This window comes from Tractidigestivibacter sp., assembly GCF_057241865.1.
In genome coordinates, this window is record NZ_DBHHPX010000043.1 from 1 (window position 1) to 17,757 (window position 17,757).

Annotated in this window: 16 protein-coding genes and 2 pseudogenes; 14 read left to right on the forward strand and 4 right to left on the reverse strand. The window is 60.6% G+C overall.

Annotated features, from left to right (window positions below; translation table 11 throughout):
* Nucleotides 1-531: 531 nt before the first annotated feature.
* From ACO59D_RS11300 to ACO59D_RS11315, 4 genes are all read left to right on the forward strand, one after another.
* Nucleotides 532-1,224, forward strand: coding sequence for a transposase (locus tag ACO59D_RS11300; RefSeq protein WP_485127069.1), 693 nt, complete (start codon nucleotides 532-534; stop codon nucleotides 1,222-1,224).
* A gap of 700 nt (nucleotides 1,225-1,924) precedes the next feature.
* The gene (locus ACO59D_RS11305; RefSeq protein WP_485127070.1) at nucleotides 1,925-3,343 is read left to right on the forward strand and encodes an APC family permease; all 1,419 of its coding nucleotides are present in this window, start codon (nucleotides 1,925-1,927) and stop codon (nucleotides 3,341-3,343) included.
* An 82-nt stretch (nucleotides 3,344-3,425) separates the two neighbouring features.
* Nucleotides 3,426-4,673 carry a metal-dependent hydrolase family protein gene (locus ACO59D_RS11310; RefSeq protein ID WP_485127071.1) on the forward strand — a complete coding sequence of 416 codons (1,248 nt, stop codon included), beginning with the start codon at nucleotides 3,426-3,428 and terminating at the stop codon, nucleotides 4,671-4,673.
* 370 nt (nucleotides 4,674-5,043) lie between these two features.
* Nucleotides 5,044-5,895, forward strand: a complete 852-nt coding sequence (locus ACO59D_RS11315; protein WP_485127072.1) for a LysR family transcriptional regulator — start codon at nucleotides 5,044-5,046, stop codon at nucleotides 5,893-5,895.
* 143 nt (nucleotides 5,896-6,038) lie between these two features.
* Here the strand turns inward: ACO59D_RS11315 and ACO59D_RS11320 are convergent, their stop codons facing one another.
* The 4 genes and pseudogenes from ACO59D_RS11320 to ACO59D_RS11335 all read right to left on the reverse strand — a co-directional run bounded on the left by ACO59D_RS11320 (nucleotide 6,039) and on the right by ACO59D_RS11335 (nucleotide 9,145).
* A complete protein-coding gene (locus tag ACO59D_RS11320; protein ID WP_485127073.1) occupies nucleotides 6,039-6,497 on the reverse strand; it encodes an IS3 family transposase in 459 nt (152 codons plus the stop codon).
* 450 nt (nucleotides 6,498-6,947) lie between these two features.
* A complete protein-coding gene (locus ACO59D_RS11325; RefSeq protein WP_485127080.1) occupies nucleotides 6,948-7,352 on the reverse strand; it encodes a helix-turn-helix domain-containing protein in 405 nt (134 codons plus the stop codon).
* A gap of 102 nt (nucleotides 7,353-7,454) precedes the next feature.
* A pseudogene (locus tag ACO59D_RS11330) lies at nucleotides 7,455-8,209 on the reverse strand (transposase).
* Nucleotides 8,210-8,272: 63 nt separating this feature from the next.
* On the reverse strand, nucleotides 8,273-9,145 hold the full coding sequence (locus tag ACO59D_RS11335; protein ID WP_485127074.1) for a helix-turn-helix transcriptional regulator: 873 nt from the start codon (nucleotides 9,143-9,145) through the stop codon (nucleotides 8,273-8,275).
* Between the two features lie 231 nt (nucleotides 9,146-9,376).
* Between ACO59D_RS11335 and ACO59D_RS11340 the strand changes: the two genes are divergently transcribed.
* From ACO59D_RS11340 to ACO59D_RS11385, 10 genes and pseudogenes are all read left to right on the forward strand, one after another.
* Nucleotides 9,377-11,122 carry an ABC transporter ATP-binding protein gene (locus tag ACO59D_RS11340; RefSeq protein ID WP_485127075.1) on the forward strand — a complete coding sequence of 582 codons (1,746 nt, stop codon included), beginning with the start codon at nucleotides 9,377-9,379 and terminating at the stop codon, nucleotides 11,120-11,122.
* Entirely contained in the window at nucleotides 11,119-12,840 is a 1,722-nt protein-coding gene (locus tag ACO59D_RS11345) for an ABC transporter ATP-binding protein (RefSeq protein WP_130811249.1), read from the forward strand. Before ACO59D_RS11340 ends, ACO59D_RS11345 begins: the two co-directional genes overlap by 4 nt.
* Before the next feature lie 57 nt (nucleotides 12,841-12,897).
* Nucleotides 12,898-13,485 carry an MptD family putative ECF transporter S component gene (locus tag ACO59D_RS11350; RefSeq protein ID WP_165443542.1) on the forward strand — a complete coding sequence of 196 codons (588 nt, stop codon included), beginning with the start codon at nucleotides 12,898-12,900 and terminating at the stop codon, nucleotides 13,483-13,485.
* On the forward strand, nucleotides 13,482-14,174 hold the full coding sequence (locus ACO59D_RS11355) for an energy-coupling factor transporter transmembrane component T family protein (RefSeq protein WP_485127076.1): 693 nt from the start codon (nucleotides 13,482-13,484) through the stop codon (nucleotides 14,172-14,174). The genes ACO59D_RS11350 and ACO59D_RS11355 overlap by 4 nt, the downstream gene beginning before the upstream one ends.
* Nucleotides 14,165-15,553 carry an ABC transporter ATP-binding protein gene (locus ACO59D_RS11360; protein WP_485127077.1) on the forward strand — a complete coding sequence of 463 codons (1,389 nt, stop codon included), beginning with the start codon at nucleotides 14,165-14,167 and terminating at the stop codon, nucleotides 15,551-15,553. The genes ACO59D_RS11355 and ACO59D_RS11360 overlap by 10 nt, the downstream gene beginning before the upstream one ends.
* 201 nt (nucleotides 15,554-15,754) lie before the next feature.
* The gene (locus tag ACO59D_RS11365; protein WP_485127078.1) at nucleotides 15,755-15,922 is read left to right on the forward strand and encodes a hypothetical protein; all 168 of its coding nucleotides are present in this window, start codon (nucleotides 15,755-15,757) and stop codon (nucleotides 15,920-15,922) included.
* A 26-nt stretch (nucleotides 15,923-15,948) separates the two neighbouring features.
* The gene (locus ACO59D_RS11370) at nucleotides 15,949-16,329 is read left to right on the forward strand and encodes an AAA family ATPase (RefSeq protein ID WP_485127081.1); all 381 of its coding nucleotides are present in this window, start codon (nucleotides 15,949-15,951) and stop codon (nucleotides 16,327-16,329) included.
* A 175-nt stretch (nucleotides 16,330-16,504) separates the two neighbouring features.
* Nucleotides 16,505-16,801, forward strand: coding sequence for a transposase (locus ACO59D_RS11375; RefSeq protein ID WP_485127079.1), 297 nt, complete (start codon nucleotides 16,505-16,507; stop codon nucleotides 16,799-16,801).
* Nucleotides 16,802-16,862: 61 nt separating this feature from the next.
* Nucleotides 16,863-17,150, forward strand: coding sequence for a hypothetical protein (locus ACO59D_RS11380; RefSeq protein ID WP_207302651.1), 288 nt, complete (start codon nucleotides 16,863-16,865; stop codon nucleotides 17,148-17,150).
* A gap of 320 nt (nucleotides 17,151-17,470) precedes the next feature.
* Nucleotides 17,471-17,757: pseudogene (locus ACO59D_RS11385) on the forward strand (IS5/IS1182 family transposase); the annotation flags it as partial.

A 17,757-nucleotide genomic window follows, 5' to 3' on the forward strand; every position in this document is an offset into this window, starting at 1 on the left:
GGTGTCGGTCGAACAAATCAGTCTCTAGGTCTTGACTTCATATAGCTGGTCTCCGGTAGTCAAGGTCGCCCTTGATCCTGGTCTCTCTGTACCATCTCAGGTACGCGTCGGACATCCTCATGAACCCATCTGCCGTAGTCCCACTCCAGCCGCATCCGTGGGAAGGCTCTATCTCGGACCTGCCGGAGGTCCCTCGCACCTCGCGTCATCGGGGCTGCAGCCCTTCCTCGGCATCGATCTGGCCAGGCCGTTCTCCTTGCATGCCCCACCAATCCATCCAGGCCAGCGGTAGTGGCCCCCTCTATCTGAGTGGATGGTCGGGCGGTCTCCTTCTCGTGGCCACTCGTAGGTACTGGGCAAAGACGAGCTGGCATTTCTGAGTATCGCGCGCTCTGCGTAGTGCTCGTTCCGCCGCTTCCGTATCATCCCCCCGCCTGACCGTTTCGCGACTTCCGTAGCGCCCGCTTCGCCGTTCCGCATCGCCCCGCAGTCTGGGCGTGCCATGTCGTCTAGACGAAAGGGGCAGGGAGCATGGCGAGAAGGATCAAGGCGAAGCTGGTGGTGCAGCTCCGCGAGCGGGGCGTGCCGGGGAGGCAGACAACCAGGGCGCGCCACGTGTCGACGGAGTCGGCCTGCGAGGTGTTCGACCTGGCCGACGAGCGCGACGTCACCTGGCAGCTGCTGGAGCCGATGGCCGATGGGGAGGCCTACCGGCTCTTCTATCCCGATAGGCACGTGAGGGAGACGGTCTTCGAGGAGCTGGACTGGGCCTACGTCCACAAGGATATGAGCAATGCCGGCGTCAACCTCAGGCTCCTGCACGACGGGTACAGGGACGAGTGCAGGCGCACCGGCAAGGTGGCTGTGGGTTACACGAGGTCCTGCGGGGACTACGGCAAGTACACGGCGGCCAATGGCCTCACCAGGTGCATCGAGCACAAGGTGGGCCGGTCCTGCGAGGTCGACTGGTCGGGGCCGGCGATCGGGAAGGGCCTCGTCGACCCCACGACCGGCGAGGCCTCCAAGGTCTACCTCTTCGTGGGGGTCCTGCCCTTCGGCCAGGGGGCCTGCTTTGAGCCGACGATGGACATGAGGGAGCGGACCCGGCCCAGGTGCCACGTGCACATGTGCGTGTGCTGGGGAGGCGTGCCGGAAGGGACCGTCTGCGACAACCTGACGGCTGGCGTGGTCTCGGGCACCCGCACAAGGGCGAGGCCGTCCTGAACGACGCCTACGAGGCCCTGGGAGAGCACTGTATGACGGCCGTCATGCCCGCCCAGGCGAGGAAGCCCGAGCAGAGGGCATCGGCCGAGGGCGCGTGCGAGGGACGCCGTCACCTGGGCAATTGCTCAGCCGAGGAACGTCACCTTCACCGACTTCGGCTAGGTGAGGGAGGCCGTGAGGGAGAGGTTCGCCGAGTACAACGCCCACCCCTTCCAGAAGCGGGAGGGAAGCCGCGACTCCGTCTTCGCGGAGGCCGAGGCCGCCGAGCTCACCAGGCCGCCACGGCTTAGCCTCTATGAGGGCGTCCACGTTTTGGGGCGCAGCTCATGTGGCGGGAGGGGCCTCCGTTCATGTTTTGGCCGCTTCTGTGCTGAATCTGAAAGCCGTTTACCGCTTTTCCGAAACGGATGAACGGTATCTCATACATAGGTATTTACCTGCGGCGATATGGCATCCGAATGACGTCTAGCGCTCATTGCAATGTTAGTTTTTCAAACATAATCCGCTCAGGGCTCGCATCGCTCCTCTCGGCCCCGCAACACTTCCGAAACCTTTGCGCAACAGAGGCCTTTCTTCGAACATGGAATTGCGTCGCGGGGGAGGCAACGAGCGCCTGGCACCCGCGAACTGGATATTCGCCTTCGAGGCGATTGACTGCGAGGGGAGAGATATGGCAGGGACTACACCAGCAGAAGGAGGCATGAAGAAGGAGCTGACGCTCTTCAACTTCTTCACGATCGGCTTCGGCGCCATCATCGGCACCGGATGGGTGCTTCTGGTAGGTGACTGGATGGTTCTGGGCGGCGGCCCGGTTCCGGCCATGATCGCATTCGCGATTGGTGCCGTGTTCCTCGTGCCTATCGGCATGTGCTTCGGTGAGCTGACGGCAGCCATCCCGATTTCCGGCGGCATCATCGAGTATGTGGACCGCACATACGGACGCAAGCTCGGCTTCTTTACTGGCTGGATGCTTCTGCTTGGCAACGCTCCTCTGTGCCCGTGGGAGGCTATCGCCATCTCCACGCTCCTGACGGACCGCTTCGCCGAGTTCCCGGTTCTCTCGTGGCTGCGCTCCGTGAAGCTCTACACGATCCTCGACGCAGACGTCTATCTCTGGCCGACCGTCATCGCTCTGGGCGCTGCCATTCTCGTCATCTATCTCAACTTCCACGGCGCAGGCGCAGCTGCCAAGCTCTCGAGCTTCCTTACCAAGGCGCTTCTCTGCGGCATAGTCCTTGCCATGGTCATCTCGTTCATGACCGGATCTCCTTCTAATGCCCTCCCTGTGTTCTCGCAGGTGCAGGATGCAGCAGGCGGCAGCTCCACCGAGGCAACGTCTCTTCTGGGCGGCATCGTCGCAGTCCTTGTCATGACACCGTTCTTCTATGCGGGCTTCGATACGATTCCGCAGCAGGCAGAGGAAGCCTCTGCGCACCTCGACTGGAAGAAGTTCGGCCTCATCCCGGCTATCGCCCTTCTCGCATCGGGTGCCTTCTACCTCGTCTGCATCTACTCGTTCGGCACAATCATCGACTGGCATGAGTTCGTGAAGTCCTCCGTGCCTGCCCTTGCCGTCCTCGAGCGCATCAACATCTTCTTCTACATCGCGATGCTCATCATCGGTACACTCGGACCTCTCGGCCCCATGAACTCGTTCTTCGGCGCTTCCACCCGCCTCATGCTCGCCATGGGCAGGAAGGAAATGATTCCGTCCTCGTTTGCAGAGCTCGATTCCGTCTCTGGTGCTCCCAAGAAGGCCAATACCGTCATGGCAGTGCTGACGCTCATCGGACCCTTCCTCGGCAGGAACATGCTCGTCCCGCTCACGAACGTCGCATCCCTGGGCTTCATCTTCGCCTGCACGATGGCTGGCTTTGCCTGCATGAAGCTGCGCAAGACCGAGCCTGACCTTCCGAGGCCTTACAAGGTCAATGGCGGCAAACCCATCATCGCCTGCGCTATCATCGCTGGCCTCATCATCATCGGCCTCATGGTTGTTCCGCTCAGCCCTGCTGCCCTCGACACGGTCGAGTGGGTCATCACAGGTGCCTGGATTGTCATCGGCTTCATCATCCTCGCTGTCTTTGGCAGCAAGAAGGCTGCAGCGCATGCTGCATAGCCTCGCACGTATGCATACGCCACAAGGCGACGCATAGCTGGTCAATGCGCGTGGTTCGTTGGAAAGATTGGGAGGATTTGCAATGGCAAAGTATGCTATCAAGGGCGGCAAGCTCGTAGACGGCACCGGCGCGTCTCCGGTCGAGGATTCCCTTGTCCTGGTGGATGACAAGAAAATCACGCATGCCGGTGAGGCAACGGAGATTCCTGAGGGCTATGAGGTCATCGACGCGACCGGCAAGACGGTCATGCCGGGCATCATCGATACGCACATTCACTTCTCCGGCAACCTGACGGACAACGACAACGATTGGGTCATCGAGACGGTTGCCCAGAAGCAAGCATGCGCCGTCAAGCAGGCCTACGACGCCGTCACCCACGGCCTTACGACGGTCTGCGAGATCGGCCGCAACGGCATTGCAATCCGCGATCTCGTCAACATGGGCGTCATGAAGGGCCCGCGCATCTTTGCAACCGGCCTCGGCTTCTGCCGCACCGCAGGACACGGCGACTGCCACCGCCTGCCGTTCGAGATGTCGAAGAACGGCCACCCTTGGGGCGACCAGGTAGACGGTCCGTGGGAGCTCCGTCATGCCATCCGCATGCGCCTGCGCGAGAACCCTGATGCTATCAAGATCTGGGCAACCGGCGGTGGCATCTGGCGCTGGGACTCCGGACGCGCTCAGCTCATGAGCACGGAAGAGATCAAGGCGGTCTGCGACGAGTGCGCAATGGTCGGCATCCCGGTCTGGTCTCACTCCTACAACTCGATCTCTGCAGCCTATGACTCCGTCCGCTTCGGCGCAGAGCAGCTGATCCACGGCTTCGAACTCGATGACAAGACCATGGACCTCATGGCGCAGCAGGGCACGTTCTTCACGCCGACGGTCGGGTTCCTTCCGTCCTGGTACGCGACGTATCCTCCCGAGTGGACGCCCGAGCTCGACAAGTGGCCTGGCAAGAACAACGCAGAGAAGGGCATCGCTCGCTCGTATGCAAACCTCAACCGTGCCTACAAGCTCGGCGTCACGCTGACGGTCGGCTCCGATTCCTTCAGCTTCTCCACACCATACGGCTACACGACGCTCGATGAGGTATACGCCTGGGTCGAGCACTGCGAGATCCCGAACATGGACGCTATCGTCGCCGCTACGCTCAACGGTGCCAAGATGGTGCACCACGAGAACGACTTCGGCTCCGTCGAGGCCGGCAAGCTCGCCGACATCCTCGTCGTGAACGGCGATCCTCTGAAGGAGATCCGCGACCTCAACCCGGACAAGATGGACGTCATCATGAAGGAAGGCGACATCATGATCAAGGGTGCCCTGTAAGGTGTCCTCGGGGACTCAGCCCCCCATATAGCCATGATGCAGGCCGGGCCTCTTCGGAGGTCCGGTCTTTCTGTACCTGCTTCTGCTGGGTGGATAGAAAAGCTCCAAACGGACGGGGTATTTGGCAGCATCTCCATATAGCCATAAGCAACGCGCTGCAGATAGCGTGAATTCTGACGCGAATGGCTGTATGAAGCCTGTATCAGAGATTGAAACTATATGCCATCCATTCCATAGTAGAAGATCGCTTCTAGGGAAAGGTGCATCGGAGAAGAGTGCGTATTCGGGTCGTGGCCGATGGCGCTCTCTGTTCGCAGGTGCGCTCCGGACAGCTTCAGGTCTGGAGCCGAAGCGGTATGAGAGGGGTTCCATGGAGGCCAATATCCACAAGTTCCAGGCATTCGTGAAGGCAGCCGAATGCGGCAGCTTCACGCGCACGGCCCAGCAGCTCGGCTACACGCAGTCATCCGTGAGTCGCATGGTCCAGGGCCTCGAGGAGGACTGGGGCGTGCGCCTGTTCGAGAGGACGGGCGGTACCGTGAGGCTCACGAAGGAGGGCGAACGCCTTCTGCCCGAGGCATGTGCTGTCGTGCAGTCCTTCGAGCGCTTCACGATGAAGGTTGACGATATCAACGGGCTCGTGTCCGGCAATGTCAGCATCGCTGCACCCTCCTCGATTGTGTCCTGGAAGCTCGCACGCCCCTTGGGCGCCTTTGCCGAGGACCATCCCAATATCGAGATCGATATCACGGAGTCGACGTACAGCGAGGCAGAGAAGCTCCTTGCGGAAGGCGCGGTTGACGTGGCCTTCGTGCCGAAGAAGCTCGATTCTGCTGCCTTCTCCTCGAAGCTCTTTCACAAGGACGAGATCGTCGTCGTCTCGAGGCGCGGCCACTTCGAGCCGGGGAGGTCCTCCATTCCGATCGATCTTCTGAAGGACGAGCGCTTCATCGCAGACACCGAGACGGCGCCTTTGCTCCAGAAGGAACTCCGGCACGCCCTCGTGCGCTGCGAGACGTCCGATTTCAATGCGATACTTGCGCTCATCGATGCGGGCTTGGGCATCTCGCTTCTGCCGATGCTTGCCCTGGGGAAGCTCCCCGATACGCTCGAGATACACCATCTCGAGATCCGTGCCTTCCGCACGATGTACATGGCGCACCGTCTGGGCCAAGGCCTCTCGCTTGCGGCGCTGACCTTCCTGAACTATCTGTACGAGTAATAGGATGGCACATAGACAACAAGAAGGCCTCGCACGTCTTACGTGTGAACTGCATCCCGATTCTTGGACGGGCTAATAAGCGGCCTAGACCGCGTTTAGGGACTGATTCCGGAACTCCTCCGGGGTCAGCCCTTCAGTCTGACCTATCTCCTCCTAGTGTTCCAGTGGACGACGTATGCGTCGGGGTCCCGCCTGAACTCCTCGAGGCTCGCCCACGTCTGGTTCCGGAAGGACTCGTCCTTCAGATGGCCGAACACCTGCTCCGTCGCGCCGTTGCCGATGCGGTTGCCCTTCCTGGGCATGCTCTGCACGATGCCGGCTGCCCGCAGGCGTCCGCACCAGGAAGCGTGCTGGTACTGCCAGCCCATGTCGGAATGGGGCATCGGGGCGGAGCCCTCCGGCCTCTTCGCCGGGAGCTGGCCCAGCGGCTCGGGCTGCTGGGCCATGCCGGGGCGCAGCGACGTGGACCAGGCGACGGTCTCCTTGCTGCCGAAGTCGCAGGTCGGCGCGAAGCAGGCCTTTCCCCAGGGCCGCTCGAGCTCGGTGGCGTCGGTGCCCGCCTCCTCCCACGGCGCGCCCGCCCGGAAGCCACGCCCGATCACGCTCTCGGACGTCTCGCCGACCCCGCCCCCCGTGCGGGTCGTGCCCGCGGCAGCCGGTCTTCCGGCGGATCCCGCGGCTTATGCCCATCTCGCGCGTCGTCTCGGGCACGGTCTTGCCGGCGATGGCCGCGCCCTGCCCGGCGCGCAGGCACATCGCTATCTGGCGGTGGCCGCAGCCGTTGGCGGTGCGCGAGAGGATCTCGGCCGCGGCCTCCCAGGGCCCGGGCCTCGTGGGGGCCTTGGGGTGCGGCAGCGCGTAGCAGTGGCTGGACTTGGGAAGGCCGGCGGCCCCGAGCAGGTCGGCGAGGGGGCATCGCCCCGAAGGCCCGCTCACGGCCGCGGCCCTCTCGCGGTTCGAGGGCGCTTCCGCCTTCGGGGCCATCGATTTTTTCAGGCAGGCGTTCTCCGCCCCGAGCCTCTGCACGCGGCGCCCTGGCTCCTGCTCGCGCGTCATCGCCTTCGGCGGCGAGGACGGCCCCCTCGGCCCGCCCTTGGGCTTCGGCCCGGGCGCCCCGGCGCCCCCCGGTAGGCCCTCAGCCACCTCTTGAACGAGGTCGCCGAGCAGATCCCGAACCTCGCCATCGCTCCTGGCTCCGTCATGCCCCCGCCCACGACCGCCCTGACGGCGGCGGCCTTCGTCTCGAACGGGCAGGCCGTCTTCCTAGCACCTATTAGTGCAAGGGCCTCGATGCCAACGGATTCGTAAGCCGAAAGCCATTGTCTCACGGTTTCCTCCGGAACACCCAGCAGGGCCGCGACCGAGGCGCGGCCGTATCCCTCGTCGTACAGCTCGGCGGCGCGCATCCTGAGTGCGACATCGCAAAGAGCGTTTCCAACCATGAAGAGGCCTCCCATTTCTCGTGTCCAAGAAATGGGAGGCAGTTCATCGTGGGCGTCGGGGGTCACGAGCCGGGCGTTCGTCACGCCCCGCTCCCCGAGGCCCTGCGGGAAACTCCTCTACGACGCGTAGCCCTCCGCGTTGGCGCACGTGAAGCCCAGGAGGTGGCGCCTGCCGCCGTCGCCGACGCCGATGGCAGCGATGGAGGACTCGCCGCGCACGCGGCCGCCGACGCGGCGCCTCACATAGGTGGCGTCGAGGAGGAGACAGGCGAAGCGCACCGCCGGCCGGTCCCTGGAGAAGGAGGGGTCGACCTCCTCGTCGATTGCGGCGCACAGGCGCGAGACCTGGCCCTTGGACAGCGAGTCGATGCCGAACTTCGCGGCGGCCCCCTCTACTCCGCGCGTCGACGTGCCGGTCGCGCACGTCCCGGCGGCCGCCGCGGCCAGCGCCCGAAGAGCTCCGTGGGGAAGCAGGAGCCGCCCCTGAGCCTGGACACCCCGAGGTCGAGGGTGCCCGTCGTCTCGAGGCTGCGCCTCCCGTAGCCGTTGCGGCTGTTGACCCTCGATTTCGCGCGGACCCCGTGCTCGGTGCCGCACGCCTCGTCGGCCTGTGTGGGCGCGATCTCGTTGAGGACAGCCGCCATGGTGGCGTTCATCATGTCGCACAGGCTCGATACGCTGTCCGGGAAGCCATGGGGACGTCCCTCAGCTCCGGGTCCCCGTGGGGTATTCTGTTGCCGTTGGCCATCGTTGCCGTCCCTTCTGTCGATCTTGGCGAACCGACATTCTAGGGCAAGCGGTGGCCTTCTCTCACTCCCCCTCGTACACCACTGTTTTCGACGCAATCGTTTTGCTCGCAGGTCGATTATCATCCTGCGGATTGCCCACCGATTTGAAGTTGTTCTGCGAGCCGAAGACCAGAAATGAAGTGTCCGTCATTTCTCCGCGCGGTAACTGGACGGCGCGATGCCGTAATATCTCCGGAACAACTCGGAGAACCTGCTGGGGTTTGCGTAGCCCACGATTTTTGAGATTTGCGTCAATGGCAGGTCGGTGCTGATGAGAAGCAGCTCGGCGCTGCTCATGCGCTTCTTCTGGATATACTCCGTGATGGTCATTCCATATTGTGCCTTGAACAGGGTCTTGAGCTTGCTCTCGCTCATCAGCGAGATGCTCGAAAGTGTCTTGAGCGAAATCTGCCGGTTGTAATGGTCGGAGATATACTCGGCAATCTCCATGAGTGCCGTGACATCCTCGGGCTTGATCGTCACCCGCTCCGTCGCCGCGTCTGAGATGGCCAGCGTTTCCTGGGCACCTGTGATTCGCGACAATATCTCCAGGATCCTCGCTTCGAAGAGCAGTGCCGAAACCTCTGCACTCTTGTTGCATTGCAAGATGTCGTACATCAGTGGACGGATCAAGTCGAACCTCTGCCGCGAGCCTCGTGCAAACGCTGTCTGGACAGCTCCAGCCAGTGTGGGGTAGCGCTCCTGCAGGAAGTTCTCTACGAACGAAGCGTATATGTTAATTGTCAGTGCATAGAGTTCTATGTTGTGGTGGTATATCACTTTGAAAGGGGTATCGGGCGCGTACAGCGTGATGGAGTCGGATGACAGGCTGCGGTAGGGAAGGAATTCATCCCCTGAGGCTGTGACGTACAAGACGATTGTGTACAAGGACTCAACTTTGCTTTGGAGCATAAAGTCGCGGGCAAAAGAGAGCCGGTCGATGGCGATGGAGTAGCGGCCCTCCATGCGGTAATACCAACGAAATCCCCGTACATCCTCAAGGTCGATCTCGTATGTCATGCCTGCAGGTCGATATGACCATTCTGCCGGCCTTGCCATAGACAAGAGGCCCAAATCGTCGATGCTCTTAAATGTCATTGCTACCTCGATTAGACAAATATTCTACCTCAAATAAACGGATGTATTCCGCTAAGACCATTTGATTGAGCACGTTGTGCTCTAATGGTTGCTCGTAAACTTTACCTTAACTAACTTGTCTGTTCAATAAAGCGGTAAAATAAGGAGGTAAACATGTTCGAGCTCTATCGACGGTTATTGGGTTATATCCCAGAGCGCAGTATCCACGCTTGGGTGTCTATCGCCCTTGCCGCAATATCGTGTGCAATGAACATGGTAGCTTACTGGCTTTTGTACCAAACGTTGGTCCTGCTCCTGGTCGGTAACGATTCGGGCCAAGCGGCCAGTTACGCCATGTGGATCGTCTTGGCGATGGTAGCCTACGGCCTGCTGAACATTGTAGCCCTGCTGCACTCCCACTATCTGGGGTTCGGCCTCGAAACGAAGTTGCGCACGTCGGGTCTGAACGATGTGCTCGACGCCTCGTTCTCGTTTTTCGATACGCACCAGAGCGGTGAGGTCAGGCGCATCATCGATGACAATGCGGGTAATACGCATCGCACGGTCGCCCATCTCATTCCCAACAACGTAAGCGCCATCGTTACGCCCGTACTCATGTTCGTTTTGCTCGGCATCATTGACTGGAGGCTGTGCGTCCTGCTGCTTGTCACCATTGCCATCGGCGCTCTCCAATACAAGGCCATGTATGGGCGCCCCGAGCTGATGGAGAAGTTCGGCCGTGCCATGGAGGAGATGAGCTCTGCCTCGGTGGAGTATGTGCGCGGCATACAGGTCATCAAGATCTTCGGCGTCACCGTGCACTACTACAAGGCACTCATCGATGCCATTCGCGAGTACCGGGACAATATCTACCAATATACCCTCAGCTGCCGGCGGCCCTACGTGGGATTCCAGGTTCTGTTCAACGTCTTCTATGCGCTGGTCATACCATTTGCGATCTTGTTTATCGTGCAGGGGGAACCCGTCGGCGTCATCCTGGTGAAGGTGCTGTTCTTCTCAATGTTTTCCGGCGTGTGCTACTCGGCTTTCATGGCCGTGATGTTCACGGGTATGGACAACTATCAGGCCAAGCAGGCGCTCAATCATCTGGAAAACCTGCGCAGCGAAATGGCGGCATCTCGTATAACCTCTGGCGACCTTGACGAGATGCAACGCTTTGACGTGGAGTTCCGCGACGTCACGTACGCCTATGGCGACCGCGTTGTGCTGGATGGTTTCTCCTGCACGCTCAAGGCGGGGAAGACCTATGCTCTGGTGGGCCCGAGCGGCGGAGGGAAGTCGACGATAGCCAAGCTCATCTCGGGGTTCTATCCCGTGTCGACCGGGGAGCTGCTGATTGGCGGTAACAGCATCCACGCATACACCGAGGATGCGTTGCTGTGCAACATTGCATACGTATTCCAGAATGCAAAGCTCTTCCCGCACATGAGCATCTACGAGAACGTGCATTGCGGTCGGCCTGCCGCTTCGCGCGACGAGGTGATGCGCGCCCTGGAGGACGCAGAGTGCCTTTCCATCCTTGACAAGTTCTCTGATCGCGAGGCTACGGTGGTCGGGTCGGAGGGCGTGCACCTTTCTGGGGGCGAGGTACAGCGCATCGTCGTTGCGCGGGCTATGCTCAAAAATGCGAACATCCTTATTCTTGACGAGGCCAGTGCCGCCGCAGACCCGGAGAACGAGTACGAGCTGCAGCGCGCCTTCACCAGGCTGATGGAAGGTAAGACCGTCATCATGATCGCGCATAGGCTCTCGGCCATACGAAACGTGGACGAGATTCTGTTCATAGAGGATGGACAGGTGGTCGAGCGGGGCTCGGAGCAGGAGCTCATGCGGGCAAGTGGGCGCTATAGGCAGCTGGCTGACCTTTACCAGCAAGCAAACGACTGGAGGGTGTCATGAAAGAGTTGCTTCGAAGGTCGTTCGCGCTGACCGACGATGGGGCACGCGGCCTCATACGGTCGAGCGTCAGCTATTTCTTCTACTACCTCTCGCTCCTGCTTCCGATGATGCTGGTGTTTTTCCTGGCTTGGCAGCTCACGGAGGGGCAAGAGCCGAACATTTGGCTCTACGTTGGCTTGCTAGCCGCATCGGCGGCCGTCATGTATGTGGCTGTCGACATGAATTATCGCGTCTCCTACAATGAAACCTACCGCGAGACGGCTAACATCAGAATCGATTTGGCAAGTCGGATGAAGGAACTTCCGCTCTCGTTCTTCACGCGACACGACGTGTCCGACCTTGCGCAGGTGCTCACAGCCGACGTAGCCGCCCTTGAGCACGCCCTGGCTCACGGGGTTGCCAACCTGATAGGGTTCGTGGCCTACTTCATCCTCGGTGCAGTTTTGATGTTGCTCGGCGATGCACGCCTTGCCCTGTGCATTCTCGTACCCATTGCCTTCTCGATTGCCCTAGTCTACTTGACAAAGCGCCTGCAAGTGCAGATACGCACGGAGCAGTATGCCGTGCTGCGCGAGATATCCGAGGAATACCAAACCGCCATCGACCTGAGCCAGGAGATCAAAAGCTATCAGCTTAAGGAGGCGTTCAGGGCCCGCATCTCAAGCAACCTCGTTAACGCGGAGAAGCTGCAGTGGGGAAGCGAGCTTGCGCAGGTCATCCCATTGAGCGCAGCTCAGGCCATCACGGTGCTGCCTATCGGTATCACACTTGCCGTGGGCGTGCACCTGCTTGCCCAAGGGCAGGCCACCTTGCTGTTCGTGGTGGGCTACGTGGTTGCAGCGGCGATGTTCTCCCGAGGCGTGAATAACGTGTTCCAGTACCTTGCGGAGATTTTTTACCTCGATGCACGCGTAAAGAAGATCGAGGACATCAGGGATACGCCGACTCAAGAGGGGGTAGGCGATGCGCCGACGCAGTTCGACGTCGCCTTGAGCGGCGTGCGGTACTCCTATGACGGGATGCGCCAGGTGCTTGACGGTGTAACGTTTAAGGCCAGGCAGGGCGAGGTGACGGCGCTGGTCGGCCCCTCTGGGTGCGGCAAGACGACGCTGCTGCGCGTCATCAGCCGTCTGGTGGACTACGACAGCGGGTCGATCTCCATCGGTGGGTGCGACATTAAGGAGATGGATACAGAAGCCCTGTTCAACTGCGTGTCCATTGTGTTCCAGGATGTGGTGCTCTTCAATACATCGGTGCTCGAGAACATCCGCATCGGAAGACTGGATGCCACCGATGATGAGGTGAAGCATGCCGCCGAGCTGGCAGGATGCGACGACTTCGTCTCCCATCTGCCCGACGGCTATGGCACGGCCATCGGGGAGAACGGGGCAAGGCTCTCCGGTGGGGAGCGCGCTCGCATATCCATTGCGCGGGCGTTGCTCAAGGACGCTCCCATCATCATCCTCGACGAAATTGCCGCAGCGCTCGACGTCGAGAGCGAGGCCAGGGTGCAAGAAGGACTGAACAAGCTCGTGGCGGGCAAGACGGTCATCGTTATCTCACATCGCATGAAGTCCATTGAGAACGCCAACAACATCGTGGTGCTCGACAATGGCCAGGTGCAGGCGGCAGGCACTCACGACCAACTTATGGAGGAGTGTCCCTTGTATCGCAGCCTCGTCGAACGGTCGGTCGCCGTGGAACAGTACAGCTATTAGGTTGGGTTGTAGAAATTCATGAACAAGCATGGAAGCATCAGCGAAAGGAGCACGTCTGTGAACGAGAGACTGCAAACGAAGGATTTTGTGAATATCGGCATCTTTGCCGCCATCTATCTCGTGGGATCATTCGTAGTGGGCACCCCGTTTGGGATGTCGGTAGTCGCCTACATGCTCTATCCCTTCGCCTATGCCGTCATCGGGGCCATCATTACGGTATTCTTCATGGCGAGGTGTCAGAAAAAGTGGGCTACGTTCCTGTTCGCGCTGCTGCCGTTTCTGGTATTGCACCTGATGACCGGCCTTCATTACCTGTTACTTGTTCATATTGTGGCGTTCGCTCTGATCGCCGAGCTGCTGCGCCAATGGGCTGGACTGCATACGTACAAGGGCATCGCGCTCGCCCACGTCGCCCTCAGCCTCAACATGGTGGCGAGCTATTGGCAGATTTTCGTGAACCGCGAAGCGTATTATGCGAAGACGTTGGAGACCATGGGCGAGACGTTCGCGATGGGCTATCTGAGCCTTCCCACATGGGTGCTGCCTGTGCTATACGTCTCGGTTATCGTGGGTGCAGTGTTCGGTGTACTGCTGGCTAAGCGCATCCTTGAGAAGAATCTCGAAAAGTCTGGCATCGAGACATGATCTGCGACGGGTGGCTCAAACTCGATCCTCGAACGAAGATTGTGCTGGTCCTTGTCTTGAGCGCGTCCATCGCCTGGGCAATGACTCTGCCTGTCGAGCTGGCGTGCCTGGCGGCCATCCTGTTGCTCAATGTCGCTTCGGGGTTTGCGAAGGATGCACTTAAGCTTGTCGTGCTCTATGCTGCTCTGAACGGGCTGTCTGCGGTGCTGAATGCTGATCTGTTTATCGTGGCCATCTTGGGGACCATCGTCCATCTGGCGTTGGTGTTCTTCCTGCCGTTCTCGGCTGCCGGCTATCTGGTGCGCTCCACTCAGGTGAGCGAGCTTATGGCCTCGATGGAGCAGTTGTACTTACCGCGGGGACTCATTATCTCGCTGTGCGTGATGCTGCGCTACATGCCGTGCTTGCGCAAGGACGTCGAAAACATCGGGGCGGCCATGCACATGCGCGGCATCAGGACAGGCCTAGGGGCCCTGCTTACGCCGATGAAGAGCTTGGAATACGTTTTCGTGCCGCTGCTCTCAGGCGCTTCTGTTATGGCCGACGACCTTTCGATGGCGGCATACACACGCGGCGTCGACATCCCAGGGCGCAAGAGCCGTTACTTCGCATGCCGTCTGGGATGGGCGGATGCCCTCGTGTTCTCGTTGCTTGCTGCCCTTATCGTGTGGAGGCTTGTGTGGACATAGCGATCCATGATGCTATCTGGGAATATCCCGACAAGACCTCGGTTGGGCCGATTGATCTGACCGTAGAGGATGGCGAGTTCGTCGTGCTCACCGGACCCAGTGGATGCGGCAAGACGACCGTCACCCGAATGATAAACGGCATCATCCCGCACCTTCTTGAAGGCCGCCTGGAGGGTGAAGTGCAGCTCAATGGAGCTGATACGATTTCGATGAAGACGTACGACATCACGTCTACGGTGGCATCGGTGTTCCAGAACCCCAAGACCCAGTTCTTCACGACCAATACCACGGCAGAGATCCTCTTTCCGGCCGAGAATCTTGGTATGGGCATCAATGAGATGAAAGCGCGCCTCGACGTGGTGGTCAATCGGTTTGGCATTGGGCACCTCATGGACCGGAGTATCTTTGCGCTGTCCGGCGGTCAGAAGCAGCTGATCTGCCTAGCGGCGTGCTGCATAACTGATGTGCCGTGCGTGGTCCTGGACGAGCCCACCAGCAATCTCGATATCGATACCATCGAGAGGATCGGTGCCATTCTTGCCGAGCTCAAGCAGGCCGGCAAGACCATCGTGGTAAGCGAGCACCGCTTGGATTGGCTGAGCAGCTTGGCAGATCGTGTGATCGTCATGCGAGATGGCCAAGTTGAGCGGGCGTTTGTTGGGGATGAGTTTAAGAGCCTGAGTTCGGTCCAGCTGCATGATATGGGACTGAGGGGAGCGGACCCGCCTGTGCCCCGCATTTCAGCGCGGAGTGAAGACGAACGCGGCGGCCTGGTCATCGAAGAGCTGGATTGCGGATACGGCAAGAAGCCCCTGCTGCATATTCGCGACCTGATGTTTCTACGAGGCAAGGTGACGGCTGTGGTGGGTGGCAACGGCCAGGGGAAGACCACGCTGGGGAAGGCGCTGTGCGGCCTAGTGAAGCCTATACGGCTCAAGGTCACCATGGACGGCTCGCCCGTTCGGCGACGTTGGCAGCGCGATTCCTGCTACATGATCCTGCAAGACGTGAACGCACAGCTGTTCACTTCGAGTGTCGAGAAGGAGATCCTCCTCTCAAATGGTGCATGCGACCCTCAAGAGTACCTGGCTGTGGTGGGGTTGGGGAATAAGCACGAGGAGCATCCGTTGTCGCTTTCGGGAGGGGAGCGCCAGCGCCTTGCAATTGCTGCAGCCTTGGCAGCCAAGAGGGACGTGCTGGTGGCTGACGAGCCCACGAGCGGCATGGACTACCTGAACATGAGGCGCGTGGCCGCGGCAATGCGCCGCTACGCTGACGCCGGGCGCGTCGTAGTGCTCATAACCCATGACAGGGAACTCATTGAGGCGTGTGCCGACGAGATCGTGGTCGTCGAGGATGGCGAAGTGCACCAGATTTAGCTGCCCGTGCGTACGCGGCCTTAGGCGTTGCTCCCTTACATGCTTCTTCGCTCATTCACAAGATATATAGACTGCCGAAATTTACATTACATGTTACATGAAGCTCGATCGAAACCCTAATCTGAATGATGCGGCAGAGTGCGATGCTTTTAGCATGCCAGCCGAAAAATACTGCACATGTGAATCGAAAATCGAGGGATTATGAGAATCGAGAGGGATGAATATCTGGAGCAACTGAAGCAGAGGATGTTCAGTCCCTGCGTCAAGATAATCACCGGGGTGCGCCGCTGCGGCAAGAGCTATCTTCTCAGGAACCTGTTCTGCGGCTACCTCCGTGGCGGGGGCGAGACAATCAGATCGTTGTCGTAGAGCTCGACGACAACAGGTTCGAAGAGCTGCGTGAGAGGAAGGCGCTGCGCGAGTACGTGGAGAAGGCGGCGCCTGACGAGGGCGCCCAATGCTACATCATCTTCGACGAGATCCAGATGGTGGAGGCGTTCGAGAGAGCCGTCATATCGCTGAACAACCACGCGAACTACGACGCGTACATCACGGGGAGCAACTCCAAGTTCCTCCCGAGGGATATCGCGACAGGTTTCAGGGACCTCGGCGTGAAGTGCGTGTGCATCCGCTTTCCTACTGCGAGTTCTATGCTGCCTATGCGGGCACAAGCGTTTTGCGCTGCAGGAGTACCTCGCCTACGGCGGCATGCCGCACTTGTTCGACGAGCCGGACGAGGCCTCGAAGATGAACCGCCTCCCATTTCTTGGACATGAGAAATGGGAGGCTCCTTTATGGCCGGAAATGCTCTTTACGACGTAGCGCTGAGGATGCGCGCCGCCGAGCTGTACGACGAGGGGCTCGGTCGCGTCCCTGCCCGGCATCCCTGAGGAAACCGTGAGAAAACGGCCGGACATCTACAGGCCCGTCGGTATCGGGGTTCTCGCTCTGATGGGCACGAAGAAGGGGGTTTACTCGTTCGAGACCAAGGTGGCCGCCGTCAGGGCGGTCGTAGGCGAGGGGATGGCCAAGCCCGAGGCCATGGCCAGGTTCGGGATCGCCTCGCTCAGCTCGTTCAAGAAATGGATGAAGGCGTACCGGGAGGGAGGCCCGGAGGCGCTCAGGCCGAAGCCCAAGGGCAGGCCGAGGGAACCGTCCTCGCCGCCGAAGGCGATGACACGGGAGCAGGGGCTCGAGCGGCGCGTCCAGAAGCTCGAGGCGGAGAACGCCCACCTAAAAAATCGATAGCCCTGAAGGTGGAGAAACGCTCTCGAACCGCAAGAAGGCCGCGGCCATCGCCGGTAGGACCGTGCTCAAGATGATGCACGAGATGGGCATCAGCTGCGGAATCCGCCGAGAGACCGATTACCACAGGCACGACTCGTACAAGGGGAAGGTCGGCGAGACGTTCGAGAACGTCATCGGCCGGGACTTCCGGGCAGATGCGCCGTGGGAGAAGACAGGCACCGACGTCACCGAGTTCAAACAGCCTTGGGGCAAGGCGTACTTCGCCTCGGTCTATGAACTGGCTGAGTTCGTTCGACACAAATTGGCGTTCGCTACCGAAAGCACTTGCCTGATGGCGTCCCCATCCTAGCCTCGCGAGGTCGCCTAGGGAAACGCTGAACAAATGGTACCGCACAGACGGGCTTCCCGGTCCCATGGGATGTCCGCCAGTGAGACAATGGGTATGTCCACCAGCGAAAACGTCCTATCGGAGGCTCCCCATGGCACGCCAGGCCTCATTCGTGGGCCCCGCATTCATGTCCGGCGGCAGGGTGACGAGAAGGAAGGCGTTCCTCGACCAGACGGGCTCCGTCGTGCCCTGGGCGGACCTCGTGGCGCTCGTCGATGCCAAGAGGCCGAGGGCGGGGAGGCGGGGGCGCGCCGTGGGACTCGCTGGCCGTCCGCGAGTTCGTGGGCTCAGGGAACGACGTGCCGGACGCCACGACGCTCCTCAGGTTCCGCCACATGGTGGAGGAGGAGCTCGATCGCAGGATCGAGGGCAGCATCCGCGACAGGCTCGGCAGCCGAGGCCCCCTCATGCACGGCGGCCCCTGCGTCGATGCCACGATCGTGGAGGCGCCGGGCTCCACCAAGGCCGCGAGCGGCGGGCGCGACCCCGAGATGCGCCAGACGAAGAAGGGGGGCCGGTGGCGCTTCGGGGTGAGGCGCCACGCGGCCACGGGCGCCGGCACCGGCCA